Origin of the sequence: Marinobacter sp. AN1, from assembly GCF_026013985.1 — a bacterium.
Lineage (GTDB): Bacteria > Pseudomonadota > Gammaproteobacteria > Pseudomonadales > Oleiphilaceae > Marinobacter > Marinobacter segnicrescens.
In genome coordinates, this window is sequence record NZ_CP110342.1 from 1606013 (window position 1) to 1623602 (window position 17590).

Annotated in this window: 13 protein-coding genes; 7 read left to right on the plus strand and 6 right to left on the minus strand. The window is 60.1% G+C overall.

The features are described 5' to 3' along the window. Positions 1-5: 5 nt before the first annotated feature. On the plus strand, positions 6-1085 hold the full coding sequence (locus LJ360_RS07375; protein ID WP_264995730.1) for an efflux RND transporter periplasmic adaptor subunit: 1080 nt from the start codon (positions 6-8) through the stop codon (positions 1083-1085). 3 nt (positions 1086-1088) lie between these two features. Continuing rightward, positions 1089-4151, plus strand: a complete 3063-nt coding sequence (locus LJ360_RS07380) for an efflux RND transporter permease subunit (protein WP_264995731.1) — start codon at positions 1089-1091, stop codon at positions 4149-4151. 33 nt (positions 4152-4184) lie between these two features. Here the strand turns inward: LJ360_RS07380 and LJ360_RS07385 are convergent, their stop codons facing one another. The 3 genes from LJ360_RS07385 to LJ360_RS07395 all read right to left on the minus strand — a co-directional run bounded on the left by LJ360_RS07385 (position 4185) and on the right by LJ360_RS07395 (position 7708). Next, the gene (locus tag LJ360_RS07385; RefSeq protein ID WP_264995732.1) at positions 4185-5048 is read right to left on the minus strand and encodes a lipase secretion chaperone; all 864 of its coding nucleotides are present in this window, start codon (positions 5046-5048) and stop codon (positions 4185-4187) included. Further along, positions 5045-6109: an AraC family transcriptional regulator gene (locus LJ360_RS07390; protein ID WP_264995733.1), complete on the minus strand. Its 1065-nt coding sequence runs from the start codon at positions 6107-6109 to the stop codon at positions 5045-5047. Before LJ360_RS07390 ends, LJ360_RS07385 begins: the two co-directional genes overlap by 4 nt. 417 nt (positions 6110-6526) lie before the next feature. Continuing rightward, complete coding sequence (locus LJ360_RS07395; RefSeq protein WP_264995734.1) at positions 6527-7708, minus strand: NAD(P)/FAD-dependent oxidoreductase; 1182 nt, start codon at positions 7706-7708, stop codon at positions 6527-6529. A 269-nt stretch (positions 7709-7977) separates the two neighbouring features. Between LJ360_RS07395 and LJ360_RS07400 the strand changes: the two genes are divergently transcribed. Beyond that, positions 7978-8922, plus strand: coding sequence for a DegV family protein (locus LJ360_RS07400; RefSeq protein ID WP_264995735.1), 945 nt, complete (start codon positions 7978-7980; stop codon positions 8920-8922). A 94-nt stretch (positions 8923-9016) separates the two neighbouring features. On the opposite strand, the gene fdxA is transcribed toward LJ360_RS07400, so the two are convergent. Both fdxA and mutS read right to left on the minus strand, forming a co-directional pair. Further along, positions 9017-9340, minus strand: coding sequence for a ferredoxin FdxA (gene fdxA / locus LJ360_RS07405; RefSeq protein ID WP_091849422.1), 324 nt, complete (start codon positions 9338-9340; stop codon positions 9017-9019). A gap of 190 nt (positions 9341-9530) precedes the next feature. Further along, positions 9531-12143 (minus strand): DNA mismatch repair protein MutS, encoded by a 2613-nt coding sequence (gene mutS, locus LJ360_RS07410; protein WP_264995736.1) that lies wholly within the window; start codon positions 12141-12143, stop codon positions 9531-9533. 174 nt (positions 12144-12317) lie between these two features. Between mutS and LJ360_RS07415 the strand changes: the two genes are divergently transcribed. The 3 genes from LJ360_RS07415 to LJ360_RS07425 all read left to right on the plus strand — a co-directional run bounded on the left by LJ360_RS07415 (position 12318) and on the right by LJ360_RS07425 (position 14487). Continuing rightward, positions 12318-12815: a CinA family protein gene (locus LJ360_RS07415; protein ID WP_264995737.1), complete on the plus strand. Its 498-nt coding sequence runs from the start codon at positions 12318-12320 to the stop codon at positions 12813-12815. A 123-nt stretch (positions 12816-12938) separates the two neighbouring features. Next, positions 12939-13991 carry a recombinase RecA gene (gene recA / locus LJ360_RS07420; protein WP_264995738.1) on the plus strand — a complete coding sequence of 351 codons (1053 nt, stop codon included), beginning with the start codon at positions 12939-12941 and terminating at the stop codon, positions 13989-13991. 25 nt (positions 13992-14016) lie between these two features. Then, positions 14017-14487 (plus strand): flavodoxin family protein, encoded by a 471-nt coding sequence (locus LJ360_RS07425; RefSeq protein ID WP_264995739.1) that lies wholly within the window; start codon positions 14017-14019, stop codon positions 14485-14487. Positions 14488-14548: 61 nt separating this feature from the next. On the opposite strand, the gene LJ360_RS07430 is transcribed toward LJ360_RS07425, so the two are convergent. Beyond that, positions 14549-14833 (minus strand): hypothetical protein, encoded by a 285-nt coding sequence (locus LJ360_RS07430; protein WP_264995740.1) that lies wholly within the window; start codon positions 14831-14833, stop codon positions 14549-14551. A 275-nt stretch (positions 14834-15108) separates the two neighbouring features. Between LJ360_RS07430 and LJ360_RS07435 the strand changes: the two genes are divergently transcribed. Further along, complete coding sequence (locus LJ360_RS07435) at positions 15109-17520, plus strand: Lon protease family protein (RefSeq protein ID WP_264995741.1); 2412 nt, start codon at positions 15109-15111, stop codon at positions 17518-17520. The last annotated feature ends 70 nt before the right edge of the window (positions 17521-17590 follow it).

Below are 17590 nucleotides of genomic sequence, written 5' to 3' on the forward strand. Positions count from 1 at the left end.
CAGGTATGTCGAAGTTCAGATGGAGCTCTGCCGGACTGTCAGTCCTGGTTCTGGTGGCCTTGATCGTCTGGTTGGCCACAGGGGACATCCGGTCGTCAGAAGACAGCGTGCCGGAGCCGAGTAATGAAGGAGCCAGCGGACTTCCGATGGTGGAGGTGGAACAACGTCATGCAACCACCTTTGAGCCTGCCGTGCGTTTACAGGGCCAGGTTGAAGCCTGGCGTCGCCTCGAGGTCAGCGCGCGTCTCAGTGGCGAAGTCGAGCAACTGGATGTCGAGCTTGGCGATGAGGTCAGCCGCGGAGATCGCCTGCTGGTGCTCTCCGAAGATGACCGGCCCGCCGCGGTTGCCGGTGCTCGGGCCCGGGTTCGTCAGCTGGAAGCAGAGCTGGCGGCAGCTGATCGCCTGCGCTCTGACAGGCTGGTATCCGAGTCTGAAAAGCTGAGACTGGAGAGCGAGCTTGCGGCGGCCCGGGCGGAACTGCGCCAGGCGAACCTTGCCATGACCTACCTGGAGCCCCGGGCGCCGTTTGATGGTGTCGTCAACGACCGCCAGGTCGAGACCGGAACCCTGGTCCAGGCGGGGGAACCGCTGGTCGAACTTGTACAGGTCGACCCGTTGAAGGTTTCCGGCTTTGTACCCCAGCAACAAGTGGGGCAACTGGCACCCGGCCAGCCGGTCACCGTGAGTCTGCTGGATGGTCGTGAGCTGGAGGGCAAACTGACCTTTATTGCCAGTGCCGCCGACCCGGAAACCCGCAGTTTTCGCATCGAGGCAAGGGTTCAGAATCCCGACAGGTTGCGCATTGCCGGCGGCAGCGCCAGTGTTGCGATCCGGCAACCTTCCCGGCAGGCGCTGTACCTGTCACCTGCCTTGCTTAGCCTGGGCCCGGACGGACGTCCGGGGATCCTTCATGTCAACGGGGACAACCGGGTCTCTTTCAGCCAGGTGGAGCTGCTCAGTGTCAGCACCAGCGGGGCATGGGTCAGCGGCATCGACTTTCCGGTGCAGCTGATCACCCGTGGAGGGGGCTTCGTTGCCCACGGCCAGGAAGTCCTGCCGATTCCCGCAGACCCGGAGGGCTGATCCATGCGCGCGCTGATCCATGCGGCCATGGACCGTAGCCGCACAACCCTGCTGTTATTCAGCTTTCTGGTTTTGGGTGGGCTTGCGGCATTTAACTCGATTCCCAAGGAATCCAACCCGGACGTCACCATTCCCATGATCTACGTTTCTGTATCCCTGGAGGGTGTCAGTCCAGAGGATGCAGAACGATTACTGGTGCGGCCCCTGGAACAGGAGCTGCGCGCGCTGGAAGGTATCAAGGAAATGCGCGGTACCGCCGCTGAAGGCTATGCCTCCGTTGTCCTGGAGTTCGATGCCGGCTTTGACCCGGACCAGGCGCTGCAGGATGTGCGGGAAAAAGTGGACGCCGCCCAGACCGAGCTGCCCACCGAGGCCGACGAGCCCTCCGTGCAGGAAATCAACGTTTCCCTGTTCCCGATCCTTTCGATTGGCCTGTCCGGGCCGCTGTCTGAGCGGGAGCTGATCACCATCGCCAGGGAGCTCCAGGAAGCCATTGAGGGCATCCCTGAAGTACTCGAGGTGGAAATCGGCGGTGACCGCGAAGACCTTCTTGAAATCGTGGTCAACCCCCAGGTCCTGGAAAGTTACGGGGTGGATTATGACCAGCTGGCGACCCTGGTGCGCCGCAACAATCAGCTTGTCGCAGCAGGTAGCCTGGATAACGGCCAGGGTCGCATGGCCATCAAGGTGCCCGGCGTGGTGGAAGACGTTGAAGACGTGATGGCCATGCCGGTCAAGGTCAGCGGTGACCGGGTGGTGACGTTTGGCGATGTTGCTATGCTGCAGCGTACCTTCAAGGACCCCACCGGCTTTGCCCGCATCAATGGCGAACCGGCCGTAGTGCTGGAAGTTTCCAAGCGTGCCGGCGCCAATATCCTGGAAACCGTGGCCCAGGTACGGGGCCTGATGGACGCCGCGGCTCCGCGGCTGCCGGAGGAACTGGAGGTCCGCTACACCATGGACCAGTCCGGGGATGTCAGGGATATTCTCTCGGACCTGCTGAATAACGTGCTTACCGCCATCGTGCTGGTGGTCATTGTGGTGATTGCAGCCATGGGCCCGAGGTCTGCTGCGCTGGTGGGTATCACGATTCCCGGAGCATTTCTGAGTGGTATCCTGGTGATCTGGGGAATGGGTTACACCATGAATATAGTGGTGTTGTTCAGCCTGATCCTGGTGGCCGGGATGCTGGTGGACGGCGCTATCGTGGTGTCTGAACTTGCCGACAGAAACCTGTCCGAGGGCATGTCGCCCCGCAAGGCATGGGCTGAGGCCGCCAGTCGCATGGCCTGGCCGGTAATCGCCTCTACCGCGACTACCCTTGCGGTGTTTGTGCCGCTGCTGTTCTGGCCCGACACAGTGGGCGAGTTCATGAAGTACCTGCCCATCACCGTCATCATCTGCCTGACGGCCTCCCTCGCCATGGCGCTGGTGTTCCTGCCGGTCATGGGGGGTGTCAGCGGTGGCAGGCGCCGGCGGGAAACCTCGGGTGAAGGTGTGTTTGTGAAGGGTTATCGCAAGGTGCTGTCGAGGCTGCTGCGGTTCCCTGGCACCACTCTGTTGGGTGCGTTGGTCATTGTCGGGGCGATCGGATGGGCCTACGGCACTTTCAACCATGGTGTGGAGTTTTTCCCTGAGGTTGAACCGGAATCTGCACAGGTACAGGTCCGTGCCCGGGGCGACCTGTCCATCCACGAGCGGGACGCCATTGTGCGCGAGGTAGAAAAGCGACTGGCAGGGTCACCAGAGGTGTCTTCCCTGTATGGCCGCTCTATGGTCAGTGCCGGTGAGCAGATGGCGCCCGACGTGATCGGCACCTTGCAGTTCCGCTTTACCGAATGGGATGAGCGCCGGCCCGCGTCGGAGATTCTCGCGGATTTCCGGGAAATGACGGCGGATATCCCGGGCATCGTGCTGGAGTTTCGTCAGCAGGAGGAGGGGCCTGGTGGCGGCAAACCCGTGGAGATCATGGTGACCGGCCAGGACTATGAAAAGCTGGACGACTATGTGACCCGGCTGCGGGCCGCGATGGAAGAGACGGGCGGATTTGTGGACGTTGAGGACGACCGCAGCCTGCCGGGCATCGAATGGCGGCTCGAAGTGGATCGGGAATCGGCTTCCCGTTTTGGTACCGACGTGGCCAGCATCGGCAGCTCAGTGCGCCTGGTCACCAATGGCCTGGTGCTGGCCACCTACCGCCCGGCGGACGTGCGGGATGAAGTGGATATTGCCGTAAGGGTGCCCAGGGCATGGCGGGAGCTGGATCAGCTCGAGCGACAGACACTCAATACCTCCAGGGGGCAGGTGCCCCTGTCTCAGTTTGTGACCCTGGAGCCGGCACCCAAGACCGGTACCATTTCGCGGCTGGATGGGGAACGGGCGATTACGGTAAAGGCGGACGTGGGGCCTGGCTTCAACGCCAACGCCCAGTTGGAGGCCCTGCGATCCCGGTTGCCGGAGCCGCCGGATCAGGTCCAGGTCAGCTTTGGTGGTGAAGATGAAGAGCAGCGCCGGGCGATGGAGTTCCTGATGACCGCTTTTGTAGTGGCCATCTGCCTGATGACGCTGATCCTGGTGACACAGTTCAACTCCCTATACCAGACCCTGCTGATCCTGTCGGCCATTGTGTTGTCGACCGCTGGTGTTCTGCTGGGGTTACTGCTGAACGGCCAGTCTTTCGGCGTGGTCATGGTGGGAATGGGCATCATTGCCCTGGCAGGGATTGTGGTAAACAACAACATCATCCTGATCGATACCTTCAACCAGTTGCGTTCGGAGGGGTTGGCGCCGCTGGAGGCGGCCCTGGAAACCGGATGCCTGCGCCTGCGTCCGGTGTTGCTCACCGCCATCACCACGATACTCGGCCTGATGCCCATGGTGCTGGGAGTGAACGTTGACCTGTTGACGCCTTCCCTGGGTATCAATGCCCCCTCTACCCAGTGGTGGACCCAGCTTTCCAGTGCCATTGCTGGTGGGTTGGCCTTCGCGACGTTTCTTACCTTGCTGCTGACGCCGGTGCTGCTGGTGATCGGGCCCGGATCAAGGGCTTCGAAAGGAAAGGTCTGAGCAAGGGGGAAGAGCGGAACCGCAGGCCATCGGTCAGTTGGTGGACTGCTTTGCCTGGGGGGCACTTTCGAGGTCGTCTTCCGGCGAGACTTCCGGGTAGCGGGCAAAAAGTGCTTCCTGTTTCTCGGCGCGCTGCTCTGGCGTCAGGTCCGGATCTGCCTGTATCTCCATCACTTCAAGGGTGTAACGGGTCAGTTTTTCCTCGCGGCCATAGAGTTGTTCGGCTAGCTCCGGACCCAGGTGGGTTCGGCGCAACCGGATGACCTGTTCATAGTCGTTGCGCAACGAGCCCGTGTCACTACGCATCGCCAGGGTGTCGGAAATTTCCCGGAACGCATTGCTGTAACGATAGTATTTTTCGGCAACCTCGACCGCCTGGGTTCCGGCCGGACCGTCCAGGCCCGCCTCGATCATCGCTTTGAGTTCTTCCAGTTGTTGCTCGTCCATGCTGACTCGGGCGTCAAGGAAGGCCTGCTCCAGGACAGTCTGGGCGGCTTCGTTGATGACCAGGTCGCCGTTCTCATCGACGTCCACCCGGCTGAGCGCATAGGCAACCTGCTCAAGCTGGAACGGGATATTCAGGTCCGTTTCCTCGGTGCTTTGGTCGGCTATTTCGGCAGGTTGCTCGAGTGTCTCTGCCGCCAACAGGGACTCCGAGAACGTCCGGGCTTCCGGTTTGGCCACTGGCTGGGCAGGCTGCCCGGGTGCGAAACTGCGCCCTGAGACCTGTTCGGGGATGGATTCAGGCGCAGGCTCGGGAATCAGGGACTGGCCCCCGGCCCAGATGGTGACAGCTACGACCACCAGCACCGCGGCGCCGCCCCCGATCATGACGGTCCGGTTTGTCCGTTGGGGCTCGGGGGCGGCTTTCCGGGATTTCTGGATCCGGGTGCTCACGGCATCAGCTCCTCAATGCCCTGACGTTCCCGGATGTTGGATATGGTCGTGCCCGACCACTTCTTCATCGCCCGGCGCAGGCTGGAGGCGCAGGAAAACCCGACAATCTCCGCCACTTCATCCACACTCAGGGCGGATGACCTCAACTGGTGGGTGGCAATCTCCATACGCACCGAGTGCAGCAGTTTGCGGAAGGAGGTTTTTTCGGCTGCCAGGCGCCGGGTCAGGGAGCGTGGGGGCATCTGCATGCCCCGGGCCACTTGTTCCAGGTCGATGTCGGGGTTGAAGTGAGCCCGGATATGCCAGCGCACCCGGTCAGTAAAGGTGATATCCACCGGCGCCTGGTTCAGCTCCTGTTCACACTGCTGGATAAGCTTGCGCCAGGCGCGGCGGCGGTACGGGCGGAAAGGTTTGATGACATAGCTGTAGTCGGCGGATATGGCAGTCTTGTCAGCGCCGAATGTCACGGACTTGCAGGGCAGTTGGCTGTATAGCTCCACATGGCCAGGCTCGGGATAATCCAGGGTGACATGCACATCAGTATCCCTGGCAGCGGGATTCCCGCAAAGCGTCCAGAGCCTTGACGTCATGGCCACGCGGAATTCGAGGGTAAACTGGCGAATATCGGCGTCGTAGGCCTCGTCAGCCGCATACTCGAGTGGATCCACGACTCGCCGGTTGCAGTCAATGTAGGTGGTGGGGCGTGACACCATAAGGGCGTAGTAGGGTTGGGCGATTACCAGGTATCGGCGGAAGGCCTCGCCGGCATCCTTGAGGCTGGGGCTCGAATGGATCGTGTAGCCCAGTGTGCCCCAGAAACTCCAGTCCAGTTCCATCCCTGTAATCAGGCCCAGGCCCGGCTTCCGGCACTGCTGAATGCCGTTGCGCACTAGTGCCTGTTGCTGCAGATAGCTGATCCGGATGTCCTGCATCTCGAACATCGCCGGCGAAATGCCCGTGCCCCTTAGCAGGTCTGCCAGGTCCGCGCCGTGGCGGGTGAATACTTCAATAAAGCCCAGGGGGTGGAGGTGGAGCGGGATCACTCTGGCATTGAAGTCCATGATGTAGAACCCCTCTTGTTGTCATTAGAATTTTGTCAATGGCGTTTTTGTACTGCTGTTGTAACCGTTGTTTGTAGTGTGCCGTCATTCGCACGGGGGTAACAGGAACCCCTTAACAAAAAACCATTCGCGTTATGGAATGAGAAAAGCACTGGTCCAGCCACGTAGGGGCGCTACTCAGGGGCGCGCAATGCGGTTATATAAATCCCGGATTTCTGAGTACTTTGCTTAGTGGCGTGTGGTTGGTTGTTAAGACGGCTGAAACCGGCAGGGAATCTGGTACCGGTTCCCCAACCTTCTGCATAGTAGGGCGAGATCGGTACCGTCTCGTATAACAGGACCCGCAAAATGTGGCCCTCAGGGGAATGTCGCGCTAACAGATCGCGATCACCGTCGCCATCGGCCGGGGGGTAATCGTCAGGCAATGTTTCCCGCAGCGACCCCCGATGCCCAGGCCCACTGAAAATTGTGACCGCCAAGGTGCCCGGTAACATCGACCACTTCACCAATAAAGAACAGCCCGGGTACGTCATTCGCCGCCATCGTTTTCGACGACAGCTGGCGGGTATCGACCCCTCCCAGCGTCACTTCAGCAGTCCGGTAACCCTCTGTCCCCGCCGGTGTCAGGGTCCAGGCAGAGAGGGTGTGTGCGGCTGCCTCCAGTTCTGCCTTGCGATAGCCTTGCAGTGGACGGTCCCAGCCCTGGAGTTCTGCAAACGCCCTGGCAAAGCGCCGGGGCAGGGTACGGGCCAGGTAACGTTCCAGCGTCAGGGCCGGGTGTTCCTGTTTGAGTTGGTTCAGTGCCTCGAGTGCCTTTTGGCCCGGTAACAGGTCGATGGCTACCGGATCTCCAGGTTGCCAGAAGCTGGAGATCTGCAGCATGGCCGGCCCGCTGAGTCCGCGATGGGTGACCAGCATTGGTTCCCGGAAGTGTTCTCCATTACAGGAAACTTCCACAGGACAACTGATGCCCGCCAGGGGTGACAGCTGTTGTTTGAGCTCCGGGGTCAGGGTGAACGGGACCAGGCCGGCGCGGGTAGGGCGGATTTCCAACCCGAACTGTCGGGCAATGTTGTAGCCGAACCCGGTGGCTCCCATGGTGGGAATGGATAGGCCGCCGGTTGCAATGACCAGGGACGAGCACTCCACCTCACCGGCGCTGGTCTTTACCCGATAGGAGTTGGCGGAACGCTTTACCAATTCCACCGAGGTTTTGAGGCGGATCTCGGAGCCTGCCCATTCGCACTCGGTGAGCAGCATGTCCAGAATGCTCCGGGCGCTGTCGCGGCAAAAGAGCTGACCAGCCGCCTTCTCCTCATGCTCAATGCCGTGGCGGTCCACCAGTTCAAGGAAGTCCTGGGGGGTATACCGCTTGAGCGCCGAGATACAGAAATGTGGATTGTCGGACAGGAAGTTGGCCGGGCTACTGTTGAGATTGGTGAAATTACAGCGCCCACCCCCGGACATGAGGATCTTGCGCCCCGGCCTTGGTGCGTGGTCAATGACCAGCACCCGGCGTCCGCGGTAGCCTGCGGTGGCGGCACACATCAGGCCGGCGGCACCGGCTCCGATAATAACCACATCGAAGGTTTTCGCCATGATGACCTCGGTTGGTGCGGGGGAACAGCAGGGCGGCAGTATAACGATCGCTTCGTTACTTGTCCTGTTCGGTCCGGTGCCGCCCATTCGGGTGGTAATAGATTGTCAAATTGCAGGGCGACGCCGGCAAATTTTCAATCGACCGTTCGATTTATTGCGTGAGTACGTATATGGTGCCCGGGGTGTTAACCCTATTAATAATAACAAGCGGCCCCGCTGAGTAGACCTTGAAACAACGGAGGCTCAGGGGCCCGAGACTGGAGGCAGAGATGAAAGTCGGTCTGATTGTCGATTCCGCCTGTGACCTTCCCCATGAGTTTATCCAGCAGCACGGCCTGTTCATACTGCCCCTTACGGCACGAATTGACGGCCAGACGTTCGTGGATGACCATGACCCGGAAACCACGGAGGATTTCTATCGCCAGGGCTTGCTGGACAAGGGACACCACGCGGAAACCGAAGCGTTCTCCGCAGCGCAGATACGGGACCTTTTCCTGGAGAAGGTAGTTCCGGCCTACGACGTTGCTATCTGTGAGACGGTGGATCGCACCCGAAGCCAGATCTATAACAACGCGACTGAGGCAATGAATATGGTGATGGCCCAGGCTCGCAGTGTGCGGGAAAAAGCCGGAGTCGAGGGCAATTTCACCATGAGGGTGATCGATAGTGGCCAGCTGTTTGCGGGTCAGGGGCTACTTGCGGCCTACACCACCGGCTTGCTGGGCAAGGGACTCAGCAAGAATGCGCTACGCCATGAAGTAGAGAAATTCTCGGACAATCTGTGGACTTGTGTGGTACCACGCGACCTTCACTATATCCGGGAACGGGCCAGGCGGCGGGGCGACAAGAGTGTTTCTGCCTTAGTGGCATTTCTGGGCAAGGCATTGAATATCACGCCTGTCATCTGGGGGCGCGGAATCGTGGCCAAACCGGTGACCAAGACCCGCTCCATGGACGCTGCCATCGAGAAAGTCATGGACTACGCCATCAGGCGGGTTGAGGCCGGCCTGCTAACTCCGGCTGTGTCCATGTCCTGTGGTATGGCCTGGGAGGAGATTGAGGCTCTGCCGGGGCTGGATCGCCTGCGACGCTGTTGTGAGGAACACGGGGTCACGCTGCTGTTGTCGCGGATGGGGATTACCAGCAGCATTTACCTGGGGCCGGGAAGCATCTGTCTCTCACTGGCAGCGGCGGATCACGGGTTCGAGGACTGATCGCTAAAACGTTGCCGATGTGACCAACGCAAAGGGGAGCCCGTGGGCTCCCCTTTGTACTTCATGCCTTGGCTGATAGCCATACCGGCACGGTTCAGCGCTCCAGGTACTGCAGCTTGTCGGGTTTGCCATCCCACTCTTCCGCGTCCGGCAGCGGATCTTTCTTTTCCGTGATGTTGGGCCATTTGCCGGCCAGGTCCGCGTTGATCTCGATGAACGGTTCCTGGCCTGCCGGTAATTCGTCTTCGGAGAAAATTGCCTCGGCCGGGCACTCCGGCTCGCACAGGGCGCAGTCGATACACTCGTCCGGGTCAATCACCAGAAAGTTCGGGCCTTCGTAAAAACAGTCTACCGGACATACTTCAACGCAGTCCGTGTATTTGCACTTGATGCAGTTGTCGGTAACTACAAAGGTCATAGTCAGGTTCCTGGTCTGGTGGTCAATCTCATCAGTGGGGTGGTTTCCGGCAACCGCCTTTGCCCGGATAAACCTTCGCGGCGTTGCCACCACCCTTCGTTCTGATCGTTAATAATCGGCGCCGGATATTGTAGGGAGCGGCCGCGCGCCCCGCAAGCGCCGCGGCGCTATAACCTTATGAGTGAGAGCTTCAGGCCTTTAGCATACGTCGCAGTTCGTAAAGCTGTTCCAGGGCCTGGCGCGGGGTAAGGTCGTCCGGGTCCAGCGCCTCCAGTGCCCGTTCAACGGCGCTGGGCTCGAGGCTGGCGAACATATCGCCCTGAAACACCTCTGGCGCTGACGGCGGTTGTACCTTGCTGGTAGCTGGTATTGCTGCGAGGCTCACGGTACCGCTGCTTTCGCCTTCCAGTCGCTTAAGCTGCTGGCGCGCATGCTGGATAACGCTGTGGGGTACCCCGGCCAGCTGCGCCACCTGTAGGCCATAACTCTGGCTTGCGGGCCCGTCATGCACTGTGTGCAGGAAAACAATGCTGTCTTCGTGCTCGGTGGCCGTCAGGTGCACGTTGACCGCATGTTCCAGCTGGTCCGCCAGTTGCGTCAGCTCGAAGTAGTGGGTGGCGAACAGGGTATAACACCCGATGACCCGGGCCAGGTGTTCCGCCGTCGCCCAAGCCAGCGAGAGGCCATCAAAGGTACTGGTGCCACGACCTACCTCGTCCATCAGCACCAGACTGTGGGCGGTGGCGTTGTGCAGGATGTTGGCGGTTTCGGTCATTTCCACCATAAAGGTGGAGCGACCCCCGGCGATGTCGTCGGATGACCCCATACGGGTGAAGATACGATCCACCGGGCCAAGGATTGCACGATCAGCGGGAACAAAGCTCCCGCAGTAGGCCAGCAGCGCAATCAGCGCGGTCTGGCGCATGTAGGTGGACTTGCCGCCCATGTTGGGACCGGTGATGACCAGCATCCGGCGCTGCTCGTCCATCAGCACATTATTTGGCACGAAGGGTTCATCCAGCAGTTGTTCCACCACCGGATGGCGGCCGGCTTCAACATCGAGGCCAGGCTCGGCCCGAAATTCGGGGGCGATCAGGCGCAGGCTGGTGGCCCGTTCGGCGAAGTTCACCAGCACATCCAGCTCGGCCAGGGCCTGGGCGCTGTCCTGCAGCTGGGGCAGCTGTTCGGCCAGGCGTTCCAGCAGTTCGTCGTAAAGACCCTTTTCCCTGGCCAGGGCGCGGCTCTTTGCGCTCAGTGCCTTGTCCTCAAATTCCTTGAGCTCTGGCGTGATAAACCGCTCGGCATTTTTCAGGGTCTGGCGGCGGATGTAGTCAACCGGGGCCTGGTCGGACTGTGCCCGGCTAATCTCGATGTAATAGCCGTGAACCCGGTTGTAGCCCACCTTCAGGGTGCTGATACCGGTACGTTCGCGCTCACGGGTTTCCACGTCCAGCAGGTACTGGCCAGCGTTCTCACTGATATTTCGAAGCTCATCAAGCTCCTCATCATAGCCTTCCCGGATCACGCCGCCGTCCCGTATCACTACCGGTGGGTTGTCGATAACGGCGCGTTCCAGCAGGTCGCTCAGTTCCGGATAGTCGCTGATGCTGGTTGCCAGCCGAACCACGTGGTGGGAGTTGACCGGGGTCAGCGCCTGCTGAAGGTCGGGCAGGGCCGAGAAGGCATCCCGCAACCGGGCCAGGTCACGGGGCCGGGCCGAACGCAGGGCAACTCGCGCCAGGATACGCTCGATATCGCCCACCCGTTTGAGCAAGTCATGCACGGGCTCATAGTGGAAGCCATCCAGCAAGGCGGCCACGGCATGCTGGCGCTGTCGCACCTGGTCTGCATCCCGCAGCGGACGGTTCAGCCAGCGCCGCAGCTGTCTGGCGCCCATGGCAGTCGCGGTACGGTCCATGACCCAGGCCAGGGTATGTTGGTGACCACCCAGCAGGTTGGTGTCGATCTCCAGGTTGCGGCGACTGGTGGCGTCCAGTACCACCGCGTCTTCCCGGCGTTCCCTGGTAAGCTTGCGGATGTGCGGCAGGGCAGTGCGCTGGGTTTCCCGGGCATATTGCAGCAGGCAGCCGGCGGCGCAGATGGCCAGGGTCAGGTCTTCGCAGCCGAACCCGGTCAGGTCCCTGACCTGGAGTTGCTGGGTCAGCAAGCGGTGGGCCGTGTCGCCTTCAAACAGCCAGGGGCCCTGGCGTCTGACTCCGCTGAGACCTTCGAGTACATCCTGGTAGGGGAAGTCTTCGCTGATCAGCACTTCCGCCGGGCTCAGTCGCTGGATTTCCTCCTGCAGGGCATCGACCCCCGAAATCTCCGAAACCGCGAAACGCCCGCTGGAAATGTCCAGGGTGGCGATACCAAAGCCGCCGCGACTGTGATGGATCGCCAGCAGGAGGTTGTCCCTGCGGTCCTCGAGGAACGCTTCGTCACTCAGGGTACCGGGGGTGATAATGCGTACCACCTTGCGTTCTACAGGACCCTTTGCGGTAGCGGGATCACCAACCTGTTCGCAGATGGCGATAGACTGACCGGCCCGGACCAGCCGGGCGATGTAGTTTTCCGCCGCATGGTAGGGCACCCCGGCCATGGGGATAGGGCTCCCCCCGGACTGACCCCGGGCGGTCAGGGTGATGTCGATCAGCTCAGCCGCCTTCCGGGCATCCTCATAGAACAGCTCGTAGAAATCCCCCATACGATAGAACAGCAGTTCATTGGGGTGTTCGCCCTTGATCTTGAGATACTGGCGAATCATGGGAGTATGCTGGGACTGGTCTTTCTGGGCTGCCGACATGAAAACGTCCGGTTAAAGTTGTGCGGTCTCTGTCTGGAGTCTGTTTACTGCCCGTGTAGAATCGGACAATCACCGGCCAGTATTCTGTCCGGGTGTGCGCAAACCAGGGGAGGCCCGGGCAGGCCACCGGATTGTAAGAGAAACGGCCAGCGGATGAAATGAGGAGGTGTGTGAATGCTCAGGGAAACAACGCTTCAACAAACGGTTCAGCAGCTCGGTGATCTGCTCTCCCTGAGGGGGGAGACCGTCGTGACCGCCGAGAGCTGCACCGGCGGCTGGCTGGTCAAGGCGCTGACAGACCGGGCCGGTTCGTCAGCCTATGTCCTGGGGGGGCTGATCACCTATAGCAATAGTATGAAATGTGACCTGCTGCAGGTTCCCTCTTCAGTTCTCGCGGAGCATGGCGCCGTCAGTGAGCCGGTAGTGCGGCAGATGGTGGCGGGTGCGGTGAGGGCCAGTGGCGCCGACTACGCTATCGCCACCAGCGGTGTTGCCGGCCCCGGCGGGGGCAGCGAGGACAAGCCGGTAGGTACGGTCTGGTTTGCCTGGGGGTCGCCGGGCACTGGTATTGTCGCCCAGTGCTGTCATTTCGAGGGTGATCGGGATGCGGTGCGCCGCCAGAGTGTGGTCTATGCCCTGCAGGGCCTGCTTGATTACCTGCAGAAGCCGTAAACGACTGATACGGCGGGTTTCCCTGAAAGGGGTTGGTCTGCTGTCGCGACTGTGTTTTAATACTGTTCAAGTATACAGTAACCGGCCCGGGCAGACGGCCAGGACTATTGAGGGTTTGTACCGATGGAAGATAATCGCAAGAAAGCACTGAACGCCGCGCTAAGCCAGATTGAGCGCCAGTTTGGCAAGGGTGCCGTCATGAAGATGGGCGATCAGCCCCGTGAAGCCATCCCGGCGGTTTCCACCGGCTCACTCGGGCTGGATGTAGCCCTGGGTATTGGTGGTCTGCCGTATGGCCGGATTGTGGAAATCTATGGCCCGGAGAGCTCCGGTAAGACCACGCTGACCCTTCAGGTGGTCGCAGAGGCCCAGAAGCAGGGCAAGACCTGTGCATTTGTCGACGCCGAGCATGCGCTGGACCCGATCTATGCGGAAAAGCTGGGTGTTAACGTAGACGATTTGCTGGTCTCCCAGCCGGACACCGGTGAACAGGCCCTTGAAATTGCCGATATGCTGGTCCGCTCTAATGCCGTTGACGTGATTATTGTCGACTCGGTAGCGGCACTGACGCCAAAGGCGGAAATCGAAGGCGAGATGGGCGACAGCCACGTTGGTTTGCAGGCCCGCCTTATGTCACAGGCACTGCGCAAGCTGACCGGTAACGTCAAGCACGCCAACTGTCTGATGGTCTTCATCAACCAGATCCGCATGAAAATCGGCGTCATGTTTGGCAGTCCGGAAACCACCACCGGTGGTAATGCACTCAAGTTCTATTCTTCCGTCCGCCTGGATATCCGCCGCATCGGATCTGTAAAGGAAGGCGACGAAGTCGTGGGCAACGAGACCCGGGTGAAAGTCGTCAAGAACAAGGTGTCGCCGCCCTTCAAGCAGGCTGAATTCCAGATCATGTACGGCAAGGGCATTTACCATATGGCTGAAGTGCTGGATATGGGCGTGAAGGAAGGCTTCGTGGATAAGTCGGGCGCCTGGTATGCCTACAAGGGTGACAAGATCGGTCAGGGCAAAGCTAATGCTGCCAAGTTCCTGGAAGAAAACCCTGAGGTGGCAACCGAGATTGAGACGGCTATCCGTGAAAAGCTGATGCCCAAGCCGGTGCCCAAAGAGAAAGCGGTTGCCGAGGCAACGGCAGAAGAAACCAACGACGAACTGCTCTGATTATCCGGCAGGCAAGGAGCTTCCTGTGGGGGATTCCAGAAAGCTGCTGATCGTAGCCCACGCCCCGTCGCCAAATACCTGCAAGCTGCGGGATGCGGTGGAGGAGGGCGCCAGGCACCCGGACATCGAGAATGTCGACGTCCGGGTACTTGCTCCGCTCGACGCGGGGCCAGACGACGTGTTGTGGTGCGATGCCATTTTGCTCGGCACCACAGAGAACCTGGGTTATATGAGCGGCGCCCTCAAGGACTTCTTTGATCGCAGTTATTATCCCTGCCTGGATAAAACCCAGGGATTACCCTTCAGCTTTTATGTTCGTGCCGGCCACGACGGTACGGGTACCCGCCGGGCAATCGAAAGCATTACTACGGGGCTGCGTTGGCGCCAGGTGCAGGAGCCACTGCTGTGTCGGGGCGAGTATCGAAATGAATTCGAGGATCAGTGTCGGGAGCTGGGCATGACGCTGGCAGCCAGCCTTGATGCCGGCCTGCTTTGATAACACCCGGTAGTCTCCCCGGGTTGTCTGTTCGGCAAGTCAGGGTTTCGCCACATGCCGCTCAGGCATTGGTACTGATATTGCGCCCCCGACGATCTTCCAGGTCAGCAGGCTGACGGGTCCTCGGGTTCAGCAGCAAGGGCCGTCGCCGGCTGCCTTTGCGACGGCGCTCCTGCCCCTTGAAGGGTAGTTGCCGGCGACGACGGTCCGGCTGTACCCGACGATCTGTTACCGGCTCCTCAGGTGTTGGTCGGGCGTCTTCTACTCGCACGACCTCCTTTGCCGGGACCTTTCTCGGTTGCTCCAGTGCTGAAAGCGAATGAGTCAGCGTTTTCAGAATGTCCACAAGTCAGTCTCCCTGTGAAAACTCTCCCGGCGCTCCTGGCCGACAACGGAAAGTGGGCTGTTGCATCGGTTTGTCAGATTTGACCTTCAACTCGGTTATCGGCGGCACCTGGTCAACCTTTAGTCAAAAACTGTGTGCTGCTCCACAGCTCAGCGCGGTTCTCCTACGGAACGCGACAGTTGTTCGTCAACATCCTACAATGGCGGGTTCCTCGGCGCCGGAAATGCCGGCTGACCGCCCCCTGATTCCCTAACTGGCAACAACAGGACATCACATTGAAGGCATTGCCCCTGAATCAGCTTTACAAGGCTTGCGTACTCAAGGATCTCCCCTTCAAGACCACCCGGCAGCTGGATCCGCTGGCTGAAATCGTGGGCCAGAACCGCGCGCAGGAAGCGGTCCGCTTTGCGCTTTCCATGCCGCATGGGGGCTACAACGTCTACGCGGTGGGGCGCAACGGACTGGGTAAGCGCACCATGATGCTGCGTTACCTGGAACACCATTCGGATGAAGAGCACCGGATCCATGACTGGTGTTACGTTGCCAACTTCGATGACCCCAGGGTGCCCCGGATGCTGTGCCTGCCGGCGGGGGAGGGCGCGAACCTGAAGCAGGACATGGAAAAGCTCATGTCCCGGCTGGTAAAGATGATTCCCCAGACCTTCGACAGTGACAACTTCCTTGAACGTGCCGAACAGTTGAAGAATGAGTATGGCAAGAAACAGGAAGACGAACTGGAGAAAGTGGCTAACCAGGCAAAGCGCAGGAAGGTCAGCCTGACGCTGACCACGCCTGGCGGCTATCGCCTCGTGGCGATGAACGGTGACGAGCCCCATACCGCCGAGACATTTGCCCGGTTGACTGAGGCCCAGCGCAACAAGTTTGAAGAAGACATTAACAAACTCGAGAAGAAACTCCGTCAGGCGGTTCGAAAGATTGCGGACTGGGAACAGGAGTACGCCGAGAAGCAGCAGGCCCTTAACCAGGAAACACTGGAGTCCATTTCAGGTCATCAGATCGATGAGCTGACGGCCCGCTATGAAAGCCTGCCGGATGTGGTTGCCTATCTGGAGGCCGTGCGCAAGGACCTGGCAGAAAACCTGGATATCTTCCTGGATGACAACGAAGAGCAGGCGGCGATTGCCTACGCGTCCCTGGACAAGAAAATGCCCCGTCGGTACCTCGTCAATCTGCTGGTTCACCAGAAGAATGACGAAGTGCCAGTGGTGGTTGAGGACAACCCCACCTACCACAACCTGTTCGGGTATGTGGAGAATGTGACTTTCAAGGGTACGGTATTCACTGACTACTCCCTGATCCGTCCGGGCAGCCTGCACCGGGCCAACGGGGGGTACCTGCTGATGGATGCCATCAAGGTGCTGGAGCAGCCGTTCGTCTGGGATGGCCTCAAGCGCGCCCTGCGTGGCAAGTCGATCATGATCAATTCCCTGGAGCGGGAGCTGACTCTGTCAGGCACCATCTCGCTCGAGCCGGAGGCAATTCCGCTGGACGTCAAGATTGTGCTGTTCGGTGACCGGGAAACCTGGATGCTGCTGCAGGAATATGACCCGGAATTCGCGGAGCTTTTCCGGGTCACAGCGGATTTCGAGAACGAGATGCGCCGAACCCCGGAAAGCCAGGTTCTCTACGCCAAGTTTATTGCCAGCCTGGTGCACGAAAAGTCCCTGCTTCACTGTGACCGCAAGGCGGTGGCTCGCATCATTGAATACAGCTCCCGCACCGCAGAGCACCAGGGACGGCTGTCGCTGCACGCGGCAGATATCGCCAATCTGTTGAGAGAGTCAGACTACTGGGCCCGCCAGGCCGGTGCGCGCCTGATACATGCGGACCATGTCGAACAGGCCCTGGCCAGTGCCCGTTATCGCAGCAGCAGGATTCGTGACCAGTTCTATGACGCGGTCCGCGACGGTTCCACCCTGGTCACCACCGAGGGCAAACGAACCGGACAGGTGAACGCGCTGTCGGTCCTGTCCACGGGTGGCTTTGAGTTCGGACTTTCCAATCGGGTAACCGCTACCTGCTATTACGGTGACGGTGACGTCATGGACATAGAGCGGGACGTCAAGTTGGGCGGTAACATCCATTCCAAGGGGGTAATGATCCTGAGCGCCTGGCTGTCTTCCCGGTTTGCCCGCAAGGATCCCATGCATTTGTCGGCCAGCCTCACCTTTGAGCAGAACTACGGCGAGGTGGACGGCGACAGCGCCTCGGTGGCGGAACTGTGTGCGCTGGTTTCCGCACTTGCTGATATTCCGGTGCGACAGGACCTTGCCATCACCGGGTCCATGAACCAGTTTGGCGAGATCCAGCCCATTGGTGGCGCCAATGAAAAAATTGAAGGCTTTTTCGAGACCTGTGTGATCAAGGGCCTTACCGGAACCCAGGGGGTGGTCATTCCTGCCACCAACGTCCAGAACCTGATGCTCGAGAGCCAGGTCGTGAATGCTGTTCGCGAAGGGCAGTTCCATATCTACTCGGTTCACACGGTCGAGCAAGCTATCGAGTTGCTTCTCGGTAAGCCTGCAGGGCGGGCTGACCGCAAGGGTAACTACCCGAGAGGCACCGTATTCGGCGCGATTGCAAAACGCCTGGCAGACATGCGGGAGCACGAGCGCCAGGAGCATGATGCGCACTCAGGGGCTGCAAAGGACTCCACGATCCATTAACCTCTTGGAAACTACCGGATAAGTCCCGGATTCGCAGGGCTGTTCGGACAGGTGCCCGGTTTCGTGTCAG

Coding starts and splice junctions, on each gene's coding strand:
- LJ360_RS07375 (WP_264995730.1), top strand. CDS start 6: ATGTCGAAGTTCAGATGGAGCTCTGCCGGACTGTCAGTCCTGGTTCTG.
- LJ360_RS07380 (WP_264995731.1), top strand. CDS start 1,089: ATGCGCGCGCTGATCCATGCGGCCATGGACCGTAGCCGCACAACCCTG.
- LJ360_RS07390 (WP_264995733.1), bottom strand. CDS start 6,109: ATGGACTTCAATGCCAGAGTGATCCCGCTCCACCTCCACCCCCTGGGC.
- LJ360_RS07395 (WP_264995734.1), bottom strand. CDS start 7,708: ATGGCGAAAACCTTCGATGTGGTTATTATCGGAGCCGGTGCCGCCGGC.
- LJ360_RS07400 (WP_264995735.1), top strand. CDS start 7,978: ATGAAAGTCGGTCTGATTGTCGATTCCGCCTGTGACCTTCCCCATGAG.
- fdxA (WP_091849422.1), bottom strand. CDS start 9,340: ATGACCTTTGTAGTTACCGACAACTGCATCAAGTGCAAATACACGGAC.
- mutS (WP_264995736.1), bottom strand. CDS start 12,143: ATGTCGGCAGCCCAGAAAGACCAGTCCCAGCATACTCCCATGATTCGC.
- LJ360_RS07415 (WP_264995737.1), top strand. CDS start 12,318: ATGCTCAGGGAAACAACGCTTCAACAAACGGTTCAGCAGCTCGGTGAT.
- recA (WP_264995738.1), top strand. CDS start 12,939: ATGGAAGATAATCGCAAGAAAGCACTGAACGCCGCGCTAAGCCAGATT.